This window comes from Serratia proteamaculans, from assembly GCF_013337185.1.
Lineage (GTDB): Bacteria > Pseudomonadota > Gammaproteobacteria > Enterobacterales > Enterobacteriaceae > Serratia > Serratia proteamaculans_D.
This window is the reverse complement of sequence record NZ_SWDE01000003.1, coordinates 419,986-442,477: the sequence shown is the minus strand read 5'-3', so window position 1 is coordinate 442,477 and position 22,492 is coordinate 419,986. Positions and strand designations below refer to the sequence as shown.

Below are 22,492 nucleotides of genomic sequence, written 5' to 3'. Positions count from 1 at the left end.
TTACGCCGGGCCTTTTGCCTGACTACTGTGCAGCGTTCGCCTGTGCCACCAGCAGCTTGATAATACTAACATTGGCCTCCGGGAATTCCTCTTCCCGTAAATCAGCCTGTTTCACCCAGCGCATTGGCTGACCTTCACGGCCAAAGGGTTCGCCCGCCCAACCTTCCACCAGATAAAAATTCAGCGTCACGATACGATCGCTAAAACGGTGCTCAAGCACTTCCAGTAACTCTGCACGCTCGGTTTCAATACCGGTTTCTTCCTGCAACTCACGGCTAAGTGCCTGCTCCGGTGTCTCGCCCGGCTCAATCTTGCCGCCAGGGAACTCCCAGAAACCAGCCATATGCGAATCGGCGGCGCGTCGGGTAATAAAGATTTCCTGCTGGGCGTTTCGAATGATGCCAACGGCGATGTTCAGATGTTTCATCGCATCCTCCTGATTGATCCATCGGGGCACGGGCTTCACCCCAAAAAAACAGGGGCTCAGCACGCTGAACCCCTGGGTTTTATTGATTAAACATTGCCGGGCTTAGTTCTGCAGACGGCCGTGGCACTGTTTGTATTTTTTACCGGAACCGCATGGGCAAGGATCGTTACGCCCTACTTTGCGTTCTGCCGTTGCCGGCGCATTCGGATCTTCGGTAACCAGCGCATTTTCTTCATAGTGGCTCAGCTGTTGCTGCTTGGCCAGGCGCTCGGCTTCTTCACGACGCTGCAGCTCCAGCGCTTCAACCTCTTCCGGCATCCGCACCTGTACCTTGCTCAGTACGCTGATCACTTCATGCTTCAGCGATTCCAGCATGGTGGCAAACATGTTGAAGGACTCGCGCTTGTACTCCTGCTTAGGATCTTTCTGCGCATAACCACGCAGATGGATGCCCTGACGCAGGTAGTCCATCGCCGCCAGATGCTCTTTCCACAGGGAATCCAATGTCTGCAGCATCACGCCTTTCTCGAAGTTGCGCATCATCTCGACGCCAACCACTTCTTCTTTACGCTGGTACTCTTCTTTAGCCTTTTCCAGAATACGCTCACGCAGAGTTTCTTCGTGCAGCTCAGGCTCTTTGTCCAGCCATTCGGCGATTGGCATATCCAGATCGAAGTCGTTTTTCAGGCGCTCTGTCAGCCCCTGAATATCCCACTCTTCTTCCAGCGACTGTGGCTGAATGTAGCCGTCGATAGTGGTCTTGAACACGTCTTCACGGATGCTGGTGATGGTTTCGCTAACGTCAGACACGTCCAACAGTTCGTTACGCTGGCTGTAGATAGCGCGACGTTGATCGTTGGCCACGTCATCGTATTCCAGCAGTTGCTTACGAATGTCAAAGTTGCGGCTTTCCACTTTGCGCTGTGCATTGGCAATCGCCTTGGTGACCCACGGGTGCTCAATGGCCTCACCTTCTTTCATGCCCAATTTACGCATCATGCTGGAAACGCGATCCGAGGCGAAAATACGCATCAGGGCATCTTCCATCGACAGGTAGAAGCGGGATGAACCGGCGTCACCCTGACGACCTGAACGGCCACGCAGCTGGTTATCGATACGGCGTGATTCATGGCGCTCGGTACCAATGATGTGCAGACCACCTGCGGCCAGTACCGCATCATGGCGGATTTTCCAGGCTGCCTTAATTTCGGCAATTTGCTCTTCAGTCGGATCTTCCAACTGTTCAATCTCGGCCTGCCAGCTGCCGCCCAGCACGATATCGGTACCACGACCCGCCATGTTGGTGGCGATAGTGACCGCACGGCTTTGGCCTGCCTGAGCTACGATGTCCGCTTCCATGGCGTGGAATTTGGCGTTCAGTACCTTATGCTCGATGCCGGCTTTGGTCAGCTCGCGAGAAACCACTTCGGATTTTTCAATCGAGATAGTCCCCACCAACACCGGTTGCCCGTTGACGGTACGTTCACGGATATCTTCAATGATGGCACCAATCTTCTCCAGCTCGGTCATGTAGACCAGATCCGGCATGTCCTTACGGATCATCGGACGGTTAGTCGGCACCACTATGGTATCGAGCTTGTAGATAGAGCTGAATTCAAAGGCTTCGGTGTCGGCGGTACCGGTCATCCCCGCCAGCTTCTCGTACAGACGGAAGTAGTTCTGGAAGGTGATGGAGGCCAGCGTCTGGTTCTCGTTCTGGATTTCCACGCCTTCTTTGGCTTCCACCGCCTGATGCAGACCATCAGACCAGCGACGTCCTTGCATGGTACGGCCGGTGTGTTCGTCAACGATGATAACCTCACCGTCTTTTACAATGTAGTCAACGTCACGGGTAAACAGCACGTGGGCACGCAGTGCGGCGGTCACATGGTGCATCAGCATGATGTTGGTCGGGGAATACAGTGACTCGCCTTCATCCATGATGCCGGCTTCCATCAACATTTCTTCGATCAGGATCAGACCGCGTTCGGTCAGGTGCACCTGACGCGCTTTCTCGTCAACCGAGAAGTGGCCTTCGCCCTGGAAGGAATCGGAATCTTCTTTTTCCTGACGGATCAGCTTAGGGATCAGCTTGTTGACCCTGATGTACATCTCGGAGCTGTCTTCAGCCGGGCCGGAGATGATCAACGGGGTACGCGCTTCATCGATCAGGATGGAGTCAACCTCATCCACCAATGCATAGTGCAGCTTGCGCTGAACTCGCTCTTCCGGACTGAACGCCATGTTGTCGCGCAGGTAGTCGAAGCCGTATTCGTTGTTGGTACCGTAGGTAATGTCGGCGGCATAGGCTTCACGCTTGGCCGGTGCCGGCATACCTGGCAGGTTGATACCGATGCTCAGGCCGAGGAACTCGAACAGTGGGCGGTTATTTTCGGCGTCACGCTGTGCCAGATAGTCGTTCACTGTAACCACGTGCACGCCACGACCGCTCAGGGCGTTCAGATAGGCCGGCAGGGTTGCGGTCAGGGTTTTACCTTCACCGGTACGCATCTCTGCGATACAGCGATCGTTCAGTACCATACCGCCCAACAGCTGCACGTCGAAGTGACGCATGCCAAACACGCGCTTGCTCGACTCGCGCACTACAGCGAAGGCTTCCGGCAGCAGGTTTTCCAGCACTTCACCCTTTTCCAGGCGCGCACGGAACTCGTTGGTCTTGGCTTTCAGTTCGTCATCGGACAGTTTTTCCATGTCCGGTTCCATCTGATTGATCTGCTCAACCGCTTTACGCATGCGGCGCAGTGTACGATCGTTACGGCTACCAAAAACTTTGGTCAATAATTTCACTAACATGATGTTTGATATCTCTGTCATGACAGCCAATACAGACCGTCAACTTGCTGTTATTTTTAGGTTTTTTTGTCGCCCGACGGGCAAGAAATCAGCTTAAGGCTACGGGTCCGGCGCGAATGCCCTGCACCTGTGCCAGCCACAGCCCCGTCTGATGCTGCGCAAAGGCAGGCAGTACGGCATGGTGGGTATTACGAATGATGGTCGGCGGCTTCGACTCATGCGTCAGCAGCGCGTTGAGAGTAGAAAGCAGCGCCAGTTGCGCTACCTGTAATGGGGGTTCGGTCGCTTCCGCTTCTCTTTCCTGCCCCCGAGCGAAAACCGCCTGCGGTGCAAGAGCAAAAGAAAGGTGACGAATGACGGTGCGAAGCGCATGCTGGTGCCAATAATCGACACTAAAGGTCGGGCGGCGGTGCGCTTCCTGCAACAATGCCAGGCTATTAAAGGCACCGCTGACGGAATTTTGCCGGTTAAGGCTGGACGAAGTGCTCGGCAGAGCGGCTTGATCGGGCGTGCCGGACAGATTTGTAGGTACGCCAAGCGTGGCCGCGACCATCCCTAACAGGAGATGGGGCCAGAAATAACGTCTGCCAAATTGTCGCCAACGATTTAGAATACCGATCACGAGTTTATTATCCGCCGGAGCCCATTATGCGCGATAGCCGTCCACAATTATTAGATTCCCTGTTTGACGACGCTAACACAGAAGACAAAGGCCCGCTGCATAACGTCCAGCAACGCGCAGTGGCGCTGCTTAAGCTTAACCGTGCAGTGAAAGGCGTGTTGCCGGTTCAACTGCATCCCTGGTGCCGCGTCGCAAATTTCCGACAGGGTATTTTAGTGCTAGAAACGGCAAATGCCAGCTGGATGATGCGTCTACGCTACGAACAACCGGCTTTATTATCTGCACTACGAGCGCAAATTCTACCATCATTGTCGTCGATCGACATCAGGATTAATCCGGCCTTGATGGCAAAAGGGAGCAACCTTGTGCAGAACGCCGCAAAAACCGCAGGAAATACGCAGGCGAAGGTGCCTATGCGTCATCTGAGTCAGGAAAGTGCTGAGGAATTAAGGGGATTGGCGAGCCGTAGCCCAGAAAAACTGCGCAAAATATTGGAACGACTGGCATCGCTGGCCGGAGAAGGTGCCAACGCTACCAGTCGTGATAAGTAATCAGCGGTATCAGCTTATGCCAATACGGTGGACGGGGCTTTGAATGCCAGTGGCATTTCGGCTTCGTCCTGGAAGGTGACAAATTCCCACGCTTCCTGTTTCGCCAGAACCGCTTGCAGCAGTTTGTTGTTCAGCGCATGACCAGACTTGTACGCGGTGAACGCGCCAATGATGTTATGGCCGCACATGAACAGGTCGCCGATGGCGTCCAGCATTTTGTGGCGTACGAATTCGTCTTCAAAGCGCAGGCCGTCTTCGTTCAGAACGCGGTAATCATCCACCACGATAGCGCAGTCAAAGCTGCCACCCAGCGCCAGGCCACGTGACTGTAAATACTCGATGTCACGCATAAAACCGAAGGTACGCGCACGGCTGATTTGACGCACGAACGAGTCGGCAGAGAAATCAAGGCGGTAGCGTTGCGTACTGGCATCGATAGCCGGGTGGTTGAAGTCGATGGTGAAGTCCAGGCGGAACCCGTTATGCGGGGACAACTCGGCCCACTTGTCGCCATCTTCAACACGCACGGTGTCTTTCAGACGCAGGAATTTCTTCGCAGAGTTCAGTTCTTCAATGCCGGCATCCAGCAACAGGAAGACGAACGGGCTGGCACTGCCGTCCATGATAGGAATTTCGGCGGCGTCAACTTCGATAACGATGTTGTCGATACCCAAGCCAGCCAGCGCGGCATTAAGATGCTCAACGGTAGAAATACGCACGTCATGCTCGTTCACCAGGCAGGTGCACAGCATGGTATCACGCACGGATTTTGCATCAGCCGGAAAATCAACCGGGGGATTCAAGTCAGTGCGACGATAGATGACCCCGGTATTAGCCGCCGCGGGGCGCATTGTCAGCGTGACTTTCTTGCCGGTATGCAAACCGACACCAGTCGCCTGAACAATACGTTTTAATGTCCGTTGTTTGATCATCGTTTTATCTCGCAATGTTATCAATCCTACCGACCAAGCATACAGCATGGCCGGCGGGACAGTTTAGCACAAAGAGCGGAGATTCCAAATTCTCAGGATATTCTTAGTCTGCCTGCTTGCGCAGGAAGGCAGGAATATCGAGATAGTCGGGCTCTTTATTAGGCTGCGCAGTCGGATCGTTAACTACCTTGGCGGCAGGTTTCACTTCCTGCGGCAACGGCGACATGCCGTGCTGCTGGTAGCGATGATCCATCACTGGCTGGCTGGCCTGTTTGTTGGTCACCAGAGTGATTTCCGGACGTTTGTCCATGCCGATACCGGTCGCAACCACGGTCACGCGCAGTTCGTCGTTCATTTCCGGATCCAGCGAGGTACCGATAACTACGGTCGCATTGTCGGAAGCGAAAGCACGAATGGTGTTACCCACGGTTTCGAACTCATCCAAACGCAGGTCGAAACCGGCGGTGATGTTGACCAGAACGCCGCGAGCGCCGGACAGGTCGATGTCTTCCAGCAGTGGGCTGGAGATCGCCATTTCCGCTGCTTCTTCAGCACGGTCTTCACCACAGGCAACGCCGGAACCCATCATCGCGTAGCCCATTTCGGACATTACGGTGCGCACGTCGGCGAAGTCGACGTTCATCAGGCCCGGACGGGTGATCAGTTCGGCAATACCCTGCACCGCGCCTTTGAGCACGTCGTTAGCCGCGCCGAACGCGTCCAGCAGAGAAATACCGCGACCCAGAACTTTCAACAGCTTGTCGTTCGGGATAGTGATCAGTGAGTCCACATGTTTGGACAACTCTGCAATACCCTGCTCAGCGAACGCCATGCGTTTCTTGCCTTCGAAATTGAAAGGCTTGGTAACCACGGCCACTGTCAGAATACCCAGATCTTTAGCAACTTCTGCGACGACTGGCGCTGCACCGGTACCGGTACCGCCGCCCATGCCGGCTGCAATGAAGACCATGTCTGCACCATCGAGTGCGGCACGCAAGGCTTCACGGTCTTCTTCCGCTGAATTGCGACCCACTTCAGGGTTCGCGCCCGCACCCAGACCTTTGGTAATACCGCTACCGATCTGGATGGTTTGGCCAACTGCCGTTTTACGAAGCGCCTGAGCGTCTGTATTAACGGCGAAGAATTCAACACCTTCGATGCGCTCGCGCACCATGTGCTCAACGGCGTTGCCACCGCCACCGCCGACGCCGATGACTTTAATCACCGCGTCATTGGTTAGTTCCATTGGTTCAAACATAGTTTCTCTCCGTTTTGTGCCTGTCGCTGCGAGATCATAAAAAGATTACTCAGCATGATCTCTTTGTTGAAACATTAAAACTCTTTTCTCAGCCAGCTATTGATACGTTTAAACCAATTGCCCACCGAGGCGCGTTTTTCTACTTCTGCCTCACCACTCAGGTGAGACTCTTTTCCATAGTGCAGCAGACCTACCGCCGTAGAGTAGTAAGGCTCCTGCGCATAATCCGTCAGACCCGTGATGTTCAAGGGTTGGCCGATGCGTACCTGGGTATGGAACACCCGTTGCGCACAAGCTGCCAGGCCATCAATCTGGGCGGCGCCACCGGTCAGCACAATACCCGCTGCCAGATGATGCTTCACCCCTTGCTGACGCAGTTGCTCCTGCAATTGCAATATTTCATCGTTAACCAGATTCAACAGTTCGGTGTAGCGTGGCTCAATAACTTCAGCCAGTGTCTGTCTTTGCAGACTACGAGGAGGACGCCCCCCAACGCTTGGCACCTCTACACTTTCATCCTTGCTAACAATCGACCCAAGCGCACAGCCGTGTCGAACCTTGATCGCTTCCGCATCGGTCGGCGGTGTGCCGAAGGCGTAGGCGATATCGCTGGTGACCACGTTCCCGGCGTAAGGGATCACTTTGGTGTGGCGCAGAGCACCGCCGGTGTACACCGCCATATCCATGGTGCCGCCGCCGATATCCACCACACAAACGCCGAGTTCGCGCTCATCTTCGGTCAGTACCGCATAGCTGGCGGCCAGACCGGCGAAAATAAGTTGGTCTACTTTCAGACCGCAACGTTCTACTGCCTTGACGATGTTCTTTGCCATATCGTTATGACAGGTGATCAGGTGCACCTTGGCTTGCATACGCACGCCGGACAACCCAACCGGGTTTTTGATGCCTTCCTGATAATCGATGGCGTATTCCTGAGGGATGACGTGCAGGATGCGGTGTTCATCACGTACGCGTACCGATTTGGCGGTATGCACCACGTTCTCCACATCTTCCTGTGTCACTTCCTCTTCGGAAATAGGAACCATCCCTATTTCGTTCTGGCAACTGATGTGTTTACCCGATAATGCGAGGTAAACCGAAGAAATCTGACAATCAGCCATCAGTTCGGCCTGATCGATAGCGCGCTGTACGCACTTCACTACCGACTCCAGGTCGTTAACGCCACCCTTATCCATACCGCGAGACGGGCAGCTGCCCACCCCGATAATGTTGACCATGCCATCGGGCAGAACTTCCCCTACCAATGCGGAGACTTTTGCAGTACCGATCTCCAGTCCAACTACCAGTTTTCTGTCCGTCGACTTGATCATTGTTGTTTTGCCTGTGCCTGATTCTGTTGCTGATTACTGTTTTGCTGATCGCCTGCTGCCTGCGGGTCGATTAACACTGGGGCCCAACCTACCGATGCACCGGCCTCATAGCGTAAGTCGACATAGCTGACTCGCTTGCTTTCTGCCTGCCCCTGCTGCTGCAATACCGGATAAAGCTCGATAAAGCGCTGCAGGCGTCCGGTGCGATCGTCGCGTCCCAGCTCCAGCCGAACATCATTATCCAAAGCCAGCTGCCAGGAATGGCGAGCACTCATGGCTGCCATTTTCAGCGTATATTTGCTGGCCGCTAACATGCTGCTCATGGTCCGATATCCGTCCAGAACATCCTGTTCGCTCCCTTCCGGGCCATAAAGCAACGGCAACTTCTGTTTGCCAATTCGTTCTGCCGGCACGCTGAAGGATTTGCCTTCGGCGTCCACCATGTGCAAATCATTCCAGCGCGCCACCGGGACATATTCCACCAGGTGGATTTTCAGCTCGTCCGGCCACTGCTTGCGTACGCTGGCCTGCTTGATCCACGGCAGGCGTTCAATCTGTTGCTGGATGATATCCACATCCTGCGTCATGAAAGTACCCGGCGATCCCAGCGCCAGGATCGCCTGGCGAATATCGTCGTTGGTGGTGTAATGGCGTTCACCGGTCACCACCAGTCGTGACAGCGGCAGGCGGCTGGCGTCTTTCATCCAGCCAATCACCGCCCAGCCACTCCACAGGACCGTTCCCAATACCATCAGCAGGAAAACCATTCCCGCCAACTGGGTTCCATTGCTGCGGCGCGGGTTGTTATCCACCTCGCGTTCACGCGCATTCAGGGCAGCTTGCGACATATCAGTCGGCCAACTCCAAAATTCTCGCTACCAGCTGCGAGAAGCTTAAACCAGACTGGCGCGCTGCCATCGGCACCAGACTATGACTGGTCATGCCCGGCGAGGTATTCACCTCAAGCAGATAGAAGCTGCCATCGCTATCCTGCATTACATCCACGCGGCCCCAGCCGCTGCAGTCCAGCCCACGGTAGGCGCGTAACGCTAGGGCAGCCATCTCGGCTTCCTGCTGCGCACCCAGGCCACTCGGACAGAAATACTGGGTATCGTCCGAAATGTACTTGGCCTGATAGTCATAAAATACGCCGGCCGGTTGAATGCGGATCGAAGGCAATACCTGGTCGCCCAACATCGCTACCGTATATTCCGGGCCGCTCAGCCACTTTTCGACCAGCACGTCGTCGTCATGGCGGAAACCTTCTTCCAAAGCTGCTTCGAGCGCGTCACGCTCGGTGACCTTGCTCATGCCGACGCTGGAACCTTCACGGCTCGGCTTGACGATTAACGGCAGGCCAAGGGCCTCGACGCGAGCAATCAGCGCCGCCTTCTCTGCACCGGCATACTGCTTGCGGTTCAGCGCTACATAAGGCGCTACCGGCAAGCCCATCGACTGCCACACCATCTTGGTGCGCCATTTGTCCATGGTCAGCGCCGAAGCCATCACGCCGCTGCCGGTGTATGGCAGCTCGAGGAACTCCAGCATCCCTTGCAGGGTGCCGTCTTCGCCACCGCGACCGTGCAGCGCGATAAAGACTTTGGTAAACCCGTGTTCTTTCAACTGGGTTACCGGGAAGTCACGGATATCAATGCCGTGGGCATCGATACCGGCTTCACGCAGCCCGGCCAGCACGGCGGCGCCGGATTGCAATGACACTTCACGTTCAGCAGAGGTGCCACCCAGCAGTACGGCAACTTTATCGGCCATGGTGTTCCTCCTCTTTTTTCTGTGGCTGCAGCTTCAGCTCAGCCAGTTTGCGGGCAACTTTGCCCACGTTGCCGGCGCCTTGCACCAGCACTAAATCGTCGGCCTGCAGCAACTGCGCCAGGGTTTCCGGCACGGTATCCGCATCGGAAACCAGAATCGGATCCAGCTTGCCGCGGCTGCGGATAGTCCGGCACAGTGAGCGACTGTCCGCCCCTGGGATCGCCGTTTCACCCGCCGAATACACGTCCAGCATCAGCAGCACGTCCACCTGCGACAGTACGTTGGCGAAGTCGTCATACAGATCGCGCGTACGGGTGTAACGGTGCGGCTGGAAGATCATCACCAGACGCTTGTCCGGCCAACCGGCACGCGCCGCTTTCAGCGTTGCGTCAACCTCGGTCGGGTGGTGACCATAGTCGTCCACCAGCATCGCACTGCCAGTTTTGCCGTTGACCGGCTCCAGCGGGAATTCGCCGAGGAAATCAAAGCGGCGACCGGTACCCTGGAAGCCGGCCAGCGCACGCAGGATATCTGCGTCTTCAATGCCTTCCTCTGTTGCCACTGCCACTGCCGCCGCGGCGTTCAACGCATTGTGACGGCCCGGCGCGTTCAGGGTGACCGTCATTAACGGTTTGTCCTGACGGCTCAGCGTAAAGTGGCCCTGCGGCCCAACCTGGCGATAGTTCTCGATGCGTACGTCGGCATCGTCACTGAAACCGTAGGTGGTGATATGGCGGCCCACGCGTGGCAGCAGTTCGCGCACCACCGGGTCATCGACACACATTACCGCACGGCCGTAGAACGGCAGGTTGTGCAAAAAGTTAATAAACGTCTGCTTCAGATTTTCGAAGTCGCCCTGGTAGGTCTCCATATGGTCGGCTTCGATATTGGTGACAATCGCCACCATCGGCTGCAAATGCAGGAACGACGCATCGCTCTCATCCGCTTCCGCAATCAGGTAACGGCTGGAACCCAGACGCGCATGGGTACCCGCCGCCTTCACCAGCCCGCCGTTGACAAAGGTCGGGTCCAGGCCGGCTTCGGCATAAATGCTCGACACCATCGCCGTGGTGGTGGTCTTGCCGTGCGTACCGGCAACGGCGATACCGTGGCGGAAGCGCATCAGTTCGGCCAGCATCTCTGCGCGGCGGATCACCGGGATACGCGCCTCACGGGCGGCGACGAGCTCCGGGTTGTCGGCGGAAATGGCGGTAGAAACCACCACTACGCTGGCATCCAGCACGTTTTCCGGGCGGTGATGGAAGTAAATCGTCGCCCCGAGCGCACTCAACTGTTGGGTTACCGGATTCGGTGCCAGATCGGAACCGCTGATTTGATAACCTTCGTTAGCCAACACTTCGGCGATACCACCCATGCCGGCGCCACCGATGCCGACAAAGTGAATGTGCCGGACGCGTCGCATCTCGGGCACGATAGTACGTAGTTTCGCCAGTTGTTGTGTATTCATCACTCTCTCTAATCCGGGTCCGGCATACCGGGCCCCTGTATGACATTCTTTAATTCAGGCCCGGCGTACCGAACCCCTGCAAATTATTTGGCGACCCGCACCAGCTCCGCCGCCACGCGCTCGGTGGCATCCGGAATGGCTACTGCGCGCGCCTTTTCAGCCATCGCCAACAGCGTTGGACGATCCCAGCCGGCCAGCAGTTCTGCCACCACATCAGCGTTAAACTGCGGTTGTTCGATAATCTTCGCCGCGCCGGCTTCTTCCAGCGGGCGAGCATTCCAATATTGCTGACGGTCTTTGTGCTGGAATGGCACAAAGATCGCCGGCAGGCCCGCGGCAGCAATCTCGCTGACGGTCAACGCACCGGAGCGGCACACCACCACATCAGCCCAGGCGTAGGCGGCAGCCATGTCATCAATAAACTCGGTCACCTTGTGCTGTGTCTGCCCTACCCTCTCGTAGTCGCGCAACACGTTTTCCAGCGCACCTTTACCTACCTGATGCCAGAGCGTTATTTTATCGCCCAATCTCGCCGCGACTTCAGGAACTGTCTGATTCAGTACCCGCGCCCCCTGACTTCCGCCAATCACCAGTACGCGGATTGGCCCTTCACGACCCATCAAGCGTTCTGCCGGCAGCGGTAACGCCAGTACGTCGGTACGAACCGGGTTACCCACCACCTCGGCGTTCGGGAACGCACCTGGGAATGCCTGCAGCACGGTTTTGGCAATACGCGCCAGCCAGCGGTTGGTCAGCCCGGCAATACCGTTTTGCTCGTGCAATACCACCGGGACACCGCACAGCCATGCCGCCAAACCGCCAGGGCCAGAAACATAACCGCCCATGCCCAGCACCACGTCCGGCTGGTAGTTGCGCATTATCGCTTTTGCCTGGCGTACCGCATGCCAGATCCGCAGCGGTGCGCTCAACTGAGCCTTCAGCCCTTTGCCGCGCAGGCCGGAAATACGGATGAAATCAATCTCGATCCCGTGCTTTGGCACCAGATCGGCTTCCATTCGGTCTGCGGTTCCAAGCCAGCGCACCTGCCAGCCCTGCGCCATCAGATGATGTGCGACCGCCAGTCCCGGGAACACGTGTCCGCCGGTACCGCCTGCCATCACCATTAAACGCTTAGGTTTCCCGCTCATCCCTTACCTCTTCACAAACGCCTGGGCTTTCGCCAGACGCGTTTCATAATCAATACGCAATAACAGCACGATCGCCGTCGACATAATCAGCAGGCTCGAGCCGCCGTAGCTTATCAATGGCAGCGTCAGACCTTTGGTCGGTAACATGCCTGCGGCGGCGCCGACGTTAACCAGCGCCTGGAAGCTAAACCACACGCCAATTGAGCAGGCCAAAAAGCCGGAAAAACGTTGATCAAGCTCCAGCGCACGGCGGCCAATCGACATAGCACGAAAAGCGACGCAGAATACCATTAACAATGCAAAAACCACACCGATATAGCCCAGTTCTTCGCCTAAAATCGAGAAGATAAAGTCGGTGTGCGCTTCAGGCAAATACTCAAGTTTTTGGACCGAGTTACCGAGTCCCTGTCCCCAGAACTCACCGCGGCCAAAAGCCATCAGCGACTGGGTCAACTGGTAGCCGCTGCCGAACGGATCGGCCCATGGATTCCAGAACGACGTCACGCGGCGCATACGGTAAGGTTCGGCAATGATCAACAGCACCACCGCGAAAGCACCGGAGCCGATAATCGCCAGGAACTGCCACATTTTGGCACCGGCCAGGAACAGCATTGCCAGCGTGGTAATGAACAGCACGACTACGGTACCGAGGTCAGGCTGGGCCAGCAGCAATACCGCCAGCACTACCATCACACCCATCGGCTTGCAGAAGCCCCAAAAGTTGGTACGCACCTCTTCAACCTTGCGCACCAGGTAACTCGCCAGGTAGCAGAACAGTGACAGCTTGGACAGCTCTGCCGGCTGAATACGCAGCGGGCCCAGCGCGATCCAGCGCGATGCCCCGTTTACCGAGCTGCCGACCACCAATACGATCAACAGCATCACAATCGACATCAGCAGCATGACGTTGCTGTAGCGCTGCCAGACTTCCATCGGAATGCGCAGCGTCACCATCGACAGGCCGAACGCTAGGCCGAGGTACAGCGCATCACGCTTGGCGAACAGGAAAGGATCGTCTGCCAGGCGCTGACCGATCGGCATCGACGCCGAGGTCACCATCACAAAACCGATAATGGCCAACCCAAAGGTCAGCCACAACAGGGTACGGTCGTACAGCACCATATTGACCGAGTCGTTATCGCGCGATCCCGCGACCCAGTTTTTAAACAGTTCGGTCAGCCCGAAGTTCGGCAAGCGTAGTCTCATCCGCCGAGCTCCTGTGCCAGGCGGGCGAACTCGTCGCCGCGCACTTCAAAATTACGGAACTGGTCCAGACTGGCGCATGCCGGTGACAGCAACACCATATCGCCGGACTGCACCCGACCGGCTATCGCCTGCATCGCCTGTTCCATGGTCTCGGTCAGGGTTGCGACCTCCGGCCGCAGCTGCGCCAGCTGTTCGCCGTCACGGCCAAAGCAGTAAAGGCGGACGTTATCGCCCTGCAGATACTGCGCCAACGGGGAAAAGTCGGCAGACTTGCCGTCGCCGCCCAGCAGCAGATGTAAAGTGCCGTCAACCTGCAAACCATTTAACGCCGCTTCGGTGCTGCCGACGTTGGTGGCTTTGGAATCGTTAATCCAGCGCACACCGTTATGTTCCCACGCCAGCTGGAAGCGATGCGCCAGGCCGGTAAAGGTGGTCAGCGCTTTCAGACTGGAGGCTCGTGGGATATTGACCGCATCGGCCAATGCCAACGCCGCCAGCGCATTGGTGTAGTTGTGACGGCCGGTCAGCTTCATCTCACGGGTATTGAGGATTTTCTCGCCGCGTACGCGCAGCCAGGTTTCACCCAGTTGACGGTTCAAATGGTAGTCGCCCACATCGGCACCGAAGCTGATGCAGCGCTCATCGGCACCGCGTACCGGCATGGTCAGCGCGTCATCCGCATTCACCACGCAGACTTCAGCATTTTCATAAACGCGCAGTTTGGCAGCACGGTACTGCTGCAGGCCAAACGGGTAACGGTCCATGTGATCTTCGGTGACGTTCAAAATGGTCGCCGCGGCCGCATGCAGGCTGAAGGTGGTTTCCAGTTGGAAACTTGATAACTCCAGCACGTACAGTTGGCACTCCTGGCGCAACAGACTCAGCGCAGGCAGGCCGATATTGCCGCCAACGCCCACCGCCCAACCGGCCGCTTTCGCCATCTCACCCACCAGGGTAGTGACGGTGCTTTTGCCATTAGAGCCGGTGATGGCTACGATCGGTGCCTGTGCTTCGCGGCAGAACAGCTCGACGTCGCCGACGATCTCCACGCCGGCATCCGCAGCGGCGCTTAATGCCGGGGTGGCCAGCGCCATGCCCGGGCTGGCAACGATCAAATCCGCCGCCAACAGCCAGTCCTGATTCAAATCGCCCAGATGACGCTCAACGCTTTCAGGCAGCTTGTCCAGCCCTGGCGGTGAGATGCGGGTATCCATAACGCGTGGCGTCACGCCGCGCGCCATAAAGAAATCAACACAGGACAGGCCGGTAAGGCCCAGCCCGATGATGACCACTTTTTTACCCTGATAATCCGCCATAATTACCGCACCTTCAGCGTCGCCAGGCCAATCAGCACCAGCATCAGCGAAATAATCCAGAAGCGCACGATCACGCGCGGCTCTGGCCAGCCCTTCAATTCATAGTGGTGGTGAATCGGTGCCATGCGGAAAATACGTTGTCCGCGCAGCTTGAACGACCCCACCTGCAAAATGACCGACAGCGTTTCAACCACGAACACGCCGCCCATAATCAACAGTAAAAACTCTTGGCGCAGCAGCACCGCGATAGTGCCCAACGCGCCGCCCAGTGCCAGTGAGCCAACATCGCCCATAAAGACCTGAGCCGGGTAGGTGTTGAACCACAGGAAGCCCAGGCCGGCACCCACGATGGCGGTACAGACAATCACCAGTTCGCCGGCGTGACGCAGATACGGAATGTGCAGGTAGTTGGCGAAGTTCATGTTACCGGTCGCCCAGGCCACCAGCGCAAAGCCCGCCGCCACGAACACCGTTGGCATAATCGCCAGGCCATCCAGCCCGTCGGTCAGGTTGACCGCGTTGCTGGTGCCGACAATCACAAAGTACGCCAACAGCACGTATAACAGGCCCAACTGCGGCATGATGTCCTTAAAGAACGGCACAACCAGCTCGGTGGCTGGCGTGTCTTTTCCTACGGCATACATGGCGAAAGCAACCACCAGCGCAATCACCGACTGCCAGAAGTATTTCCAGCGGGCAATCAACCCCTTGGTGTCTTTGCGAACCACCTTGCGGTAGTCATCAACGAAACCGACGATGCCGTAGCCCACCAGGACGAACAGTACACACCACACGTAAGGGTTGGACGGATAGGCCCACATCAGCACCGAAACGGTGATGGAGGTCAGGATCATGATGCCGCCCATGGTCGGCGTGCCGCGCTTGCTGAAATGCGACTCTGGACCGTCGTTACGCACCACCTGGCCGAAGGACATCTCCTGCAGGCGTTTAATCACCCGCGGCCCCATCCACAAGGAGAGGAACAGCGCGGTCAGCAGGCTGACAATGGCTCGGAACGTCAGGTAGGAAAAGACGTTGAAGCCGGAATAATATTTGACCAAATGTTCGGCCAGCCAAACTAACATGGTGCTTTCTCCTGTAACGCGCGTACTACCTGCTCCATTGCGGCACTACGTGAACCCTTGATTAACACGGTAATTACCGCATGTTCTGACAGTAATTCCGCCACGCGCGCGATCACTGCTGCCTTATCCTGTAAATGTTCGCCATTGCCCGAAGCTTCAACCAGCACCTGGCTTAACGGGCCGACGCCCAATACTTTGTCGACCCCGGCCAACCGGGCGGCTTCGCCCACCTGACGGTGACACTCTTCGGCTTCTGCCCCCAACTCGGCCATGTCGCCCACCACCATCACGCGGTAGCCCGGCATTTCCGCCAGTACCTGTGCGGCGGCGGTCATTGAACCGACGTTGGCGTTATAGCTGTCATCCAGCAGCAGTTGATGGTCAGAAAGTGCAATCGGGAACAAACGCCCCGGCACTGCCTGTAATTGCTTGAGCCCCTGACGCACGGCCTCCAGCGATGCTCCGGCCGACATGGCCAGCGCCGCAGCGGCCAACGCATTGGCTACGTTATGGCGACCCGGCAACGGCAGCGCGATCTCTGCGGTGCCGAACGGGCTGTGCAGCCTAAACTGCGTACCCTTGCCGTTCACCTGCACATCACTGGCAAAGAAATCAACGCCTTCCGCTGCCTGCGGCGAGAAGCGCCAGACGGTTTTGCCGTCCAGCATGCTCTGCCAGTGCGGCCAGTCGTTATTGTCGGCGTTAATGATCCCCACGCCGTCAGCCGGCAAACCGGCAAAAATTTCCCCTTTCGCCTGAGCGACGCCGGCCAAAGAGCCAAAGCCTTCCAGGTGGGCGGCCGCCAGGTTATTCACCAGGGCGGTCTGCGGACGGGTTAATGCGGTGGTATATGCAATCTCGCCAATATGGTTGGCACCCAGCTCAATCACGGCAAAGTCATGCTGCGGCTGCAAACGCAACAGCGTCAGCGGCACGCCGATATCGTTGTTGAAGTTACCGGCGGTATACAGCACTTCACCGCATTCACGCAGAATGGCCGCGGCCATTTCCTTCACCGAGGTCTTGCCCGATGAACCGGTTAACGCCACTACGCGAGTTGGAACCTGCTGGCGAACCCAGGCAGCAAGCTGTCCCAGCGCCAGACGGGTGTCTTTCACCACCAGTTGCGGAACCTCCACCAATAAGCGCTTACTTACCAGCAGTGCTCCGGCACCAGCGGCTACCGCATCAACAGCAAAATCGTGAGCATCGAAACGCTCGCCTTTCAGTGCCACAAACAGGCAACCTGCGGTTACCTGACGGGTATCTGTCGTCACCTCAACGATTTGGCAATCGGCGCCGATTAACTCAGCGTCCAATACATCGGCCAGTGTCCGTAGAGAGACAGGAATCATGCCACTACCCCCAGCAGACGCGCGACGGTGGTACGGTCGGAGTAATCCAGACGGCGATTCCCCACCAGTTGGTAGTCCTCATGGCCTTTACCCGCCACCAGTACCACGTCTTGTTCTTTAGCTTGCATGATGGCGCTGGTTACCGCTTCCGCACGACCGTGGATCACCAGAGCGCGTCCGGCGTCCAGCAGGCCGGTAAGGATATCGGCGATAATCGCCTGCGGCTCTTCGGTACGAGGGTTATCGTCGGTCACGACCACGCGATCGGCGAACTGTTCTGCGATACCGCCCATCAACGGACGCTTGCCTTTATCACGATCGCCGCCGCAGCCAAACACGCACCACAACTGCCCCAGGCAGTGCAGACGCGCGGCTTCCAATGCTTTTTCCAGCGCGTCCGGGGTGTGGGCGTAATCGACCACTACCGTCGGTTTACCCGGCGCGTTGAACACTTCCATGCGACCACAGACCGGCTGCAGCTGATTGCCGGTGGCAACCAATTTGTCCAGCGGATAACCCAGCGACAGCAGCGTCGCCAGTGCCAGCAGCAGATTGCTGACGTTGAAGGCCCCCATCAGACGGCTTTCAATCTCGCCGTCGCCCCAGCTTGAGCTGAAGTGGATAGTCGCGCCGTTATCGTGATAGTTGACCGCGGTAGTCTTCAGCCAGCGCCCATGGCAGCCTGGCTGCAGGTTATCCTGCATGGTGACAGCCACCGCATCCGGCAATTGGCTCAACCAGCGCTGACCGACTTCATCATCGGCATTGATAATCGCCTGGCCCACTTCGTGACCGGCGAACAGCGACCACTTGGCCGCTTCGTAATTGGCCATGTCGCCGTGGTAATCCAGATGATCTCGGCTCAGGTTGGTAAACACGGCAGCGGCAAACGGCAACGCCGCCACACGGTGTTGCACCAGGCCGTGGGAAGAGACTTCCATCGCGGCAAGGGTCGCGCCCTGATCGACAAGTTCGTTTAATACGTGCTGAATATCCACCGCAGAACCGGTGGTATTCTCCGTTGGACATACCTGGCCCAGCAGACCGTTGCCCACGGTACCCATCACTGCGCTGGTTTCACCCAGCAGTTGGCCCCACTGTGCCAGCAGTTGAGTGGTGGTGGTCTTGCCGTTGGTCCCGGTGACGCCGACCAGACGCAGACGCTCTGCCGGCTCCTGATAAAAACGACCGGCCAACGCGGAAAGACGCTGATTGAGCTGGCTCAGATAAATCACCGGCACGCCGTGCATTTCAGCGATAGTACCGTCTTCAGCCTGACCTTCAGCTTCGGCAATCACAGCGGCAACGCCCTGCGCGATAGCCTGCGGAATATAGCGGCGTCCATCTGCCTGATGGCCAACAACGGCGACAAACAGATCCCCGGCAGCCGCTATACGGCTGTCTAATGTCATTTCCCGCAGCGCGCGCCCGGGCGCCGTTGGCACCCACGGAGCGAGTAAGTCGCGCAAATTACGATCGGCCACCTGAACCCTCTTTTCTGTTAATTACAAAATCGCTTTTCTCACCGGTAGGTAACGCGTCCGGCTCGACGTTCATGGTGCGCAACACGCCGCCCATGATGGCGCCAAATACCGGTGCGGAGATCGCACCACCGTAGTATTTCCCACCCTGCGGGTCATTGATGACTACCACCAGAGCAAAACGGGGATTACTCGCCGGCGCAACGCCGGCGGTATAAGCGATGTATCGGTTGACGTATTTGCCGTCCGGCCCCACCTTTTTGGCGGTACCGGTTTTGATGGCAATTCGGTAGCCCTTGATCGCGGCTTTCACCCCACCGCCGCCCGGCAGGGCAACGCTTTCCATCATGTGCACCACGGTGCGCACCAGAGGTTCAGGGAACACGCGCTCACCGGCAACCGGTGGGTCAACCTTGGTAATCGACAGCGGACGATAAACGCCCAGGCTGCCGATCGTGGCGTAGACTCGCGCTAACTGTAACGGGGTTACCATTAGCCCATAGCCGAAAGAGAAGGTGGCCCTCTCTATGTCAGACCACCGTTGTTTTTTTGGGTATATGCCACTGCTTTCTCCGACCAGCCCCAAATTGGTCGCTTTTCCCAATCCAAAACGAGAGTAAGTATCTACTAACGCTGAGGACGGCATCGATAACGCCAGTCGTGAAACACCGACGTTACTCGACTTCTGCAAGATCCCGGTCAGGGAGAGTTCCGCGTAACGCGCAACGTCCCTGATTTCCTTGCCGTTGATACGGTAAGGGACGGTATTGAGCACGCTGTTTTCTTTCACAATGCCGTGCTGCAATGCCGTCATGACCACCATAGGTTTTACGGTGGAGCCGGGTTCAAAAATATCGGTGATAGCACGGTTACGCATGGTTTCTTTCGGCGTACCGGCCATATTGTTCGGGTTGTAGGACGGGCTGTTGGCCATCGCCAACACTTCGCCGGTGTTCACGTCCACCAGTACCGCAGTACCGGATTCAGCCTTGTTGAACGCCACGGCGTTGTTCAGTTCACGATAAACCAGCGCCTGCAGGCGTTCGTCGACGCTCAGCACCAGGTTATGCGCCGCCTGGCTATCGACCGAAGATATGTCCTCGATCACCCTGCCAAAACGGTCTTTACGTACGGTTCTTTCACCCGGTTGCCCGGTCAGCCAGCGGTCGAAGCTCTTCTCTACGCCTTCAATCCCCTGACCGTCGATATTGGTTACGCCGATGATATGCGAGGTCACCTGGCCGGATGGATAGTAACGGCGAGACTCCTGACGCAGGTAAATCCCCGGCAGCTTCAGTTTGTGGATGTAGTCGCCAATCGCCGGGTTAACCTGGCGCGCCAGGTAGACAAAGCGCCCTTTCGGGTTGGCGTTAATGCGGGTAGAAAGCTGATCCAGCGGGATATTCAGCGCATCCGACAGTGCCTTCCAGCGGCTGTCCAGCGTTATGCCACCGCGCTCATTGAGCTCTTTCGGATCGGCCCAAATGGCGTTCACCGGCACGCTCACCGCCAGCGGCCGCCCTGAGCGATCGCTGATCATGCCGCGCGAAGTGGGCACTTCCTGCACGCGCAGTGAACGCATGTCGCCTTCTTTCACCAGGCGGTCCGGATTAATCACCTGCAGATAAGCCACACGCAGCATCAACCCAACCAACGCCAGCAAAATACAGCCGCACAGCAACGCAAAACGCCAGCTTACAAAGCTGGCCTGATCTTCCTGGCGTTTCAACTTACCGGGCCGTGCTGCTTTCATGCGTTCCCTTTCTACTCCGTGTAGTGATTTCAGTTAAACCATTCATTGTTTAACGATGATATTTTCCTGCGATGGATCAACATGTTGCATCTGCAGTTTTTCAGTAGCGATGCGCTCTACCCGACTGTGGTCCCCAAGAGCATTCTCTTCCAGGATCAGGTTGCGCCACTCAATGTCCAGAGCATCTCGCTCTAAAACCAGCTGCTCGCGCTCGGCGGTCAGCAAACGGGTGCGGTGCGCGGTAGTCACCACAAACACCGCTGACACCAGCGAGGCAATCAGTAAAATCAACGGGATCTTGGCGTTACGCAGCAGATCGCCGCCAATCACCCCGACCAGGCCGTGGCGCTCGTTACCAATCACGCGGGCATCCTCTCGGCAATACGCAGCACCGAGCTACGTGCGCGCGGGTTTTCCGCCACTTCGGCATCCCCTGGCATCATCTTGCCCAGCGCTTTCAGCGTGCGTCCGCCCATACTGCGCAATTGCGCTTCGGTCAGCGGAATACCGGCCGGTACCTGAGCACCGCGGCTGTGATGGCGCATAAAGCGCTTAACGATACGGTCTTCCAGCGAGTGGAAGCTGATCACCGACAGGCGCCCCTGCGGAGCCAGCACTTCCAGCGCGCCGTCCAGCGCACGTTCGATTTCTTCCAACTCACTGTTGATGTAGATACGGATCGCCTGGAAACTGCGGGTTGCCGGGTGTTTGTGCTTGTCCCGGAACGGGCTGGCGTTGGCGATCAAATCGGCCAGCTGTTTGGTACGAGTCATCGGGTCGACCTGGTTTCTTTCCACGATGGCGCGAGCGATACGCTTGGCGAAACGCTCTTCGCCAAAGGTTTTCAGCACCCAGGCAATGTCGTCGGCTTCCGCTTTCATCAGCCACTCGGAGGCGGACTGACCGCTTGAGGAGTCCATACGCATATCCAGCGGCCCGTCACGCATGAAGGAGAAACCGCGTTCCGCGTCATCCAACTGCGGCGACGAAACGCCCAGATCGAGTAAAATGCCGTCAATCTGCCCCACCAGTTCGCGTTCCCGCACATAGTGTGACAAATCAGAAAAAGGGCCGTGTACGATGCTAAAACGAGGATCTTCAATAGACTTGGCGGCTGCAATCGCCTGTGGGTCGCGGTCAATTGCCAGCAAACGCCCTTCCGGCCCCAACTGGGACAGAATCAGACGCGAATGGCCACCGCGGCCAAAAGTACCGTCGATATATATGCCGTTACTGCGAATATTAAGGCCGTTAACCGCCTCATCCAACAGTACGGTGGTGTGTTTATAATTTTCCAACATGCTTATAGCGACAAGTCCTGTAGCCGCTCAGACAACGGTTCCTGAGTCGACTGTTCTGCGTCAATATCATCCTTGACTTGTTGATACCAGGTCTGTTCATCCCACAGTTCAAACTTGTTGAACTGCCCGACCAGCATCACTTCTTTGGTAAGCCCGGCGTGTTGGCGTAGCGTTGTCGCTAACAGCAACCGACCGGCGCTATCCATCTGACACTCACTGGCATGTCCCAACAGCAAACGCTGAACGCGGCGCTCGGCGGGATTCATACTCGACAGACGGGATAACTTTTGCTCAATAATTTCCCATTCGGGCAGTGGGTAAAGCAGTAGGCAGGGCTGATGGAGGTCAATGGTACAAACCATTTGGCCTAGCGATTGCTCGTTCAGCAATTCCCGGTAACGGGTGGGTACGGCAAGCCGCCCTTTGCTGTCGAGATTAACCATCGTTGCTCCACGGAACATGCCTGAGCTACCCCTCCACGACCGTTTTCACCACTTTACCCCACAAATTCCCACATAATGGAGTTTACGGAGGGTATGAAAACCTTGTCAAGCCAGAGCGCCAGCGCTTTGGCAATATTTCTTCGGTCATTTTGGGAGCTAGCTCGCGAAAGGAACGCTATTTATTAGATGATTAAAAATTAACATCATGATAAACGGGGAGAAATTTCTAAG

General features: G+C 56.9%; 20 protein-coding genes. 1 reads left to right on the top strand and 19 read right to left on the bottom strand.

The window, feature by feature from the left end:
- Positions 1-22: 22 nt before the first annotated feature.
- The 3 genes from mutT to secM form a co-directional block, all read right to left on the bottom strand.
- Positions 23-427, bottom strand: coding sequence for an 8-oxo-dGTP diphosphatase MutT (mutT, locus tag FCL49_RS15610; protein WP_174354271.1), 405 nt, complete (start codon positions 425-427; stop codon positions 23-25).
- A gap of 102 nt (positions 428-529) precedes the next feature.
- Positions 530-3,241, bottom strand: a complete 2,712-nt coding sequence (secA, locus tag FCL49_RS15605) for a preprotein translocase subunit SecA (RefSeq protein ID WP_174354270.1) — start codon at positions 3,239-3,241, stop codon at positions 530-532.
- 88 nt (positions 3,242-3,329) lie between these two features.
- Entirely contained in the window at positions 3,330-3,863 is a 534-nt protein-coding gene (gene secM / locus FCL49_RS15600) for a secA translation cis-regulator SecM (protein WP_174354269.1), read from the bottom strand.
- A 26-nt stretch (positions 3,864-3,889) separates the two neighbouring features.
- Between secM and FCL49_RS15595 the strand changes: the two genes are divergently transcribed.
- The gene (locus tag FCL49_RS15595; protein ID WP_135315109.1) at positions 3,890-4,414 is read left to right on the top strand and encodes a DUF721 domain-containing protein; all 525 of its coding nucleotides are present in this window, start codon (positions 3,890-3,892) and stop codon (positions 4,412-4,414) included.
- 14 nt (positions 4,415-4,428) lie between these two features.
- Here FCL49_RS15595 and lpxC read toward each other — a convergent pair whose 3' ends face one another.
- The 16 genes from lpxC to mraZ all read right to left on the bottom strand — a co-directional run bounded on the left by lpxC (position 4,429) and on the right by mraZ (position 22,279).
- Positions 4,429-5,346, bottom strand: coding sequence for a UDP-3-O-acyl-N-acetylglucosamine deacetylase (lpxC, locus tag FCL49_RS15590; RefSeq protein WP_017891607.1), 918 nt, complete (start codon positions 5,344-5,346; stop codon positions 4,429-4,431).
- Between the two features lie 103 nt (positions 5,347-5,449).
- Entirely contained in the window at positions 5,450-6,604 is a 1,155-nt protein-coding gene (gene ftsZ / locus FCL49_RS15585) for a cell division protein FtsZ (protein ID WP_004950150.1), read from the bottom strand.
- A gap of 74 nt (positions 6,605-6,678) precedes the next feature.
- Positions 6,679-7,935: a cell division protein FtsA gene (gene ftsA / locus FCL49_RS15580; protein ID WP_004950148.1), complete on the bottom strand. Its 1,257-nt coding sequence runs from the start codon at positions 7,933-7,935 to the stop codon at positions 6,679-6,681.
- On the bottom strand, positions 7,932-8,783 hold the full coding sequence (gene ftsQ, locus FCL49_RS15575; RefSeq protein WP_099063078.1) for a cell division protein FtsQ: 852 nt from the start codon (positions 8,781-8,783) through the stop codon (positions 7,932-7,934). The genes ftsA and ftsQ overlap by 4 nt, the downstream gene beginning before the upstream one ends.
- Position 8,784: 1 nt before the next feature.
- Positions 8,785-9,705, bottom strand: a complete 921-nt coding sequence (locus FCL49_RS15570) for a D-alanine--D-alanine ligase (protein ID WP_061807350.1) — start codon at positions 9,703-9,705, stop codon at positions 8,785-8,787.
- Positions 9,695-11,173, bottom strand: a complete 1,479-nt coding sequence (murC, locus tag FCL49_RS15565; RefSeq protein ID WP_174354268.1) for a UDP-N-acetylmuramate--L-alanine ligase — start codon at positions 11,171-11,173, stop codon at positions 9,695-9,697. The genes FCL49_RS15570 and murC overlap by 11 nt, the downstream gene beginning before the upstream one ends.
- 83 nt (positions 11,174-11,256) lie before the next feature.
- Positions 11,257-12,321, bottom strand: coding sequence for an undecaprenyldiphospho-muramoylpentapeptide beta-N-acetylglucosaminyltransferase (murG, locus tag FCL49_RS15560; protein WP_135315107.1), 1,065 nt, complete (start codon positions 12,319-12,321; stop codon positions 11,257-11,259).
- Positions 12,322-12,324: 3 nt separating this feature from the next.
- Entirely contained in the window at positions 12,325-13,527 is a 1,203-nt protein-coding gene (gene ftsW, locus FCL49_RS15555) for a cell division protein FtsW (protein ID WP_135315106.1), read from the bottom strand.
- Positions 13,524-14,843 carry a UDP-N-acetylmuramoyl-L-alanine--D-glutamate ligase gene (gene murD / locus FCL49_RS15550; RefSeq protein ID WP_174354267.1) on the bottom strand — a complete coding sequence of 440 codons (1,320 nt, stop codon included), beginning with the start codon at positions 14,841-14,843 and terminating at the stop codon, positions 13,524-13,526. Before murD ends, ftsW begins: the two co-directional genes overlap by 4 nt.
- Positions 14,844-14,845: 2 nt before the next feature.
- On the bottom strand, positions 14,846-15,928 hold the full coding sequence (gene mraY, locus FCL49_RS15545) for a phospho-N-acetylmuramoyl-pentapeptide-transferase (RefSeq protein WP_012005208.1): 1,083 nt from the start codon (positions 15,926-15,928) through the stop codon (positions 14,846-14,848).
- Entirely contained in the window at positions 15,922-17,283 is a 1,362-nt protein-coding gene (gene murF / locus FCL49_RS15540) for a UDP-N-acetylmuramoyl-tripeptide--D-alanyl-D-alanine ligase (RefSeq protein WP_174354266.1), read from the bottom strand. The genes mraY and murF overlap by 7 nt, the downstream gene beginning before the upstream one ends.
- Positions 17,280-18,767: a UDP-N-acetylmuramoyl-L-alanyl-D-glutamate--2,6-diaminopimelate ligase gene (gene murE, locus FCL49_RS15535; protein ID WP_174354265.1), complete on the bottom strand. Its 1,488-nt coding sequence runs from the start codon at positions 18,765-18,767 to the stop codon at positions 17,280-17,282. The genes murF and murE overlap by 4 nt, the downstream gene beginning before the upstream one ends.
- Complete coding sequence (locus tag FCL49_RS15530; protein WP_012005205.1) at positions 18,754-20,517, bottom strand: peptidoglycan glycosyltransferase FtsI; 1,764 nt, start codon at positions 20,515-20,517, stop codon at positions 18,754-18,756. The genes murE and FCL49_RS15530 overlap by 14 nt, the downstream gene beginning before the upstream one ends.
- 42 nt (positions 20,518-20,559) lie before the next feature.
- A complete protein-coding gene (gene ftsL / locus FCL49_RS15525; RefSeq protein WP_012005204.1) occupies positions 20,560-20,880 on the bottom strand; it encodes a cell division protein FtsL in 321 nt (106 codons plus the stop codon).
- Positions 20,877-21,818, bottom strand: coding sequence for a 16S rRNA (cytosine(1402)-N(4))-methyltransferase RsmH (gene rsmH, locus FCL49_RS15520; RefSeq protein WP_135315102.1), 942 nt, complete (start codon positions 21,816-21,818; stop codon positions 20,877-20,879). Before rsmH ends, ftsL begins: the two co-directional genes overlap by 4 nt.
- Positions 21,819-21,820: 2 nt before the next feature.
- Positions 21,821-22,279 (bottom strand): division/cell wall cluster transcriptional repressor MraZ, encoded by a 459-nt coding sequence (gene mraZ, locus FCL49_RS15515; protein WP_135315101.1) that lies wholly within the window; start codon positions 22,277-22,279, stop codon positions 21,821-21,823.
- Positions 22,280-22,492 lie beyond the last annotated feature (213 nt).

Excerpts from the sequence above, each read along its gene's own strand:
- mraY (WP_012005208.1), bottom strand. The coding sequence starts at position 15,928 with ATGTTAGTTTGGCTGGCCGAACATTTGGTCAAATATTATTCCGGCTTC.
- mraZ (WP_135315101.1), bottom strand. The coding sequence starts at position 22,279 with ATGTTCCGTGGAGCAACGATGGTTAATCTCGACAGCAAAGGGCGGCTT.
- secA (WP_174354270.1), bottom strand. The coding sequence starts at position 3,241 with ATGTTAGTGAAATTATTGACCAAAGTTTTTGGTAGCCGTAACGATCGT.
- mutT (WP_174354271.1), bottom strand. The coding sequence starts at position 427 with ATGAAACATCTGAACATCGCCGTTGGCATCATTCGAAACGCCCAGCAG.
- ftsQ (WP_099063078.1), bottom strand. The coding sequence starts at position 8,783 with ATGTCGCAAGCTGCCCTGAATGCGCGTGAACGCGAGGTGGATAACAAC.
- murC (WP_174354268.1), bottom strand. The coding sequence starts at position 11,173 with ATGAATACACAACAACTGGCGAAACTACGTACTATCGTGCCCGAGATG.
- lpxC (WP_017891607.1), bottom strand. The coding sequence starts at position 5,346 with ATGATCAAACAACGGACATTAAAACGTATTGTTCAGGCGACTGGTGTC.
- ftsA (WP_004950148.1), bottom strand. The coding sequence starts at position 7,935 with ATGATCAAGTCGACGGACAGAAAACTGGTAGTTGGACTGGAGATCGGT.
- murF (WP_174354266.1), bottom strand. The coding sequence starts at position 17,283 with ATGATTCCTGTCTCTCTACGGACACTGGCCGATGTATTGGACGCTGAG.
- FCL49_RS15570 (WP_061807350.1), bottom strand. The coding sequence starts at position 9,705 with ATGGCCGATAAAGTTGCCGTACTGCTGGGTGGCACCTCTGCTGAACGT.
- ftsW (WP_135315106.1), bottom strand. The coding sequence starts at position 13,527 with ATGAGACTACGCTTGCCGAACTTCGGGCTGACCGAACTGTTTAAAAAC.
- FCL49_RS15530 (WP_012005205.1), bottom strand. The coding sequence starts at position 20,517 with ATGAAAGCAGCACGGCCCGGTAAGTTGAAACGCCAGGAAGATCAGGCC.
- ftsZ (WP_004950150.1), bottom strand. The coding sequence starts at position 6,604 with ATGTTTGAACCAATGGAACTAACCAATGACGCGGTGATTAAAGTCATC.
- murD (WP_174354267.1), bottom strand. The coding sequence starts at position 14,843 with ATGGCGGATTATCAGGGTAAAAAAGTGGTCATCATCGGGCTGGGCCTT.
- FCL49_RS15595 (WP_135315109.1), top strand. The coding sequence starts at position 3,890 with ATGCGCGATAGCCGTCCACAATTATTAGATTCCCTGTTTGACGACGCT.
- murG (WP_135315107.1), bottom strand. The coding sequence starts at position 12,321 with ATGAGCGGGAAACCTAAGCGTTTAATGGTGATGGCAGGCGGTACCGGC.
- rsmH (WP_135315102.1), bottom strand. The coding sequence starts at position 21,818 with ATGTTGGAAAATTATAAACACACCACCGTACTGTTGGATGAGGCGGTT.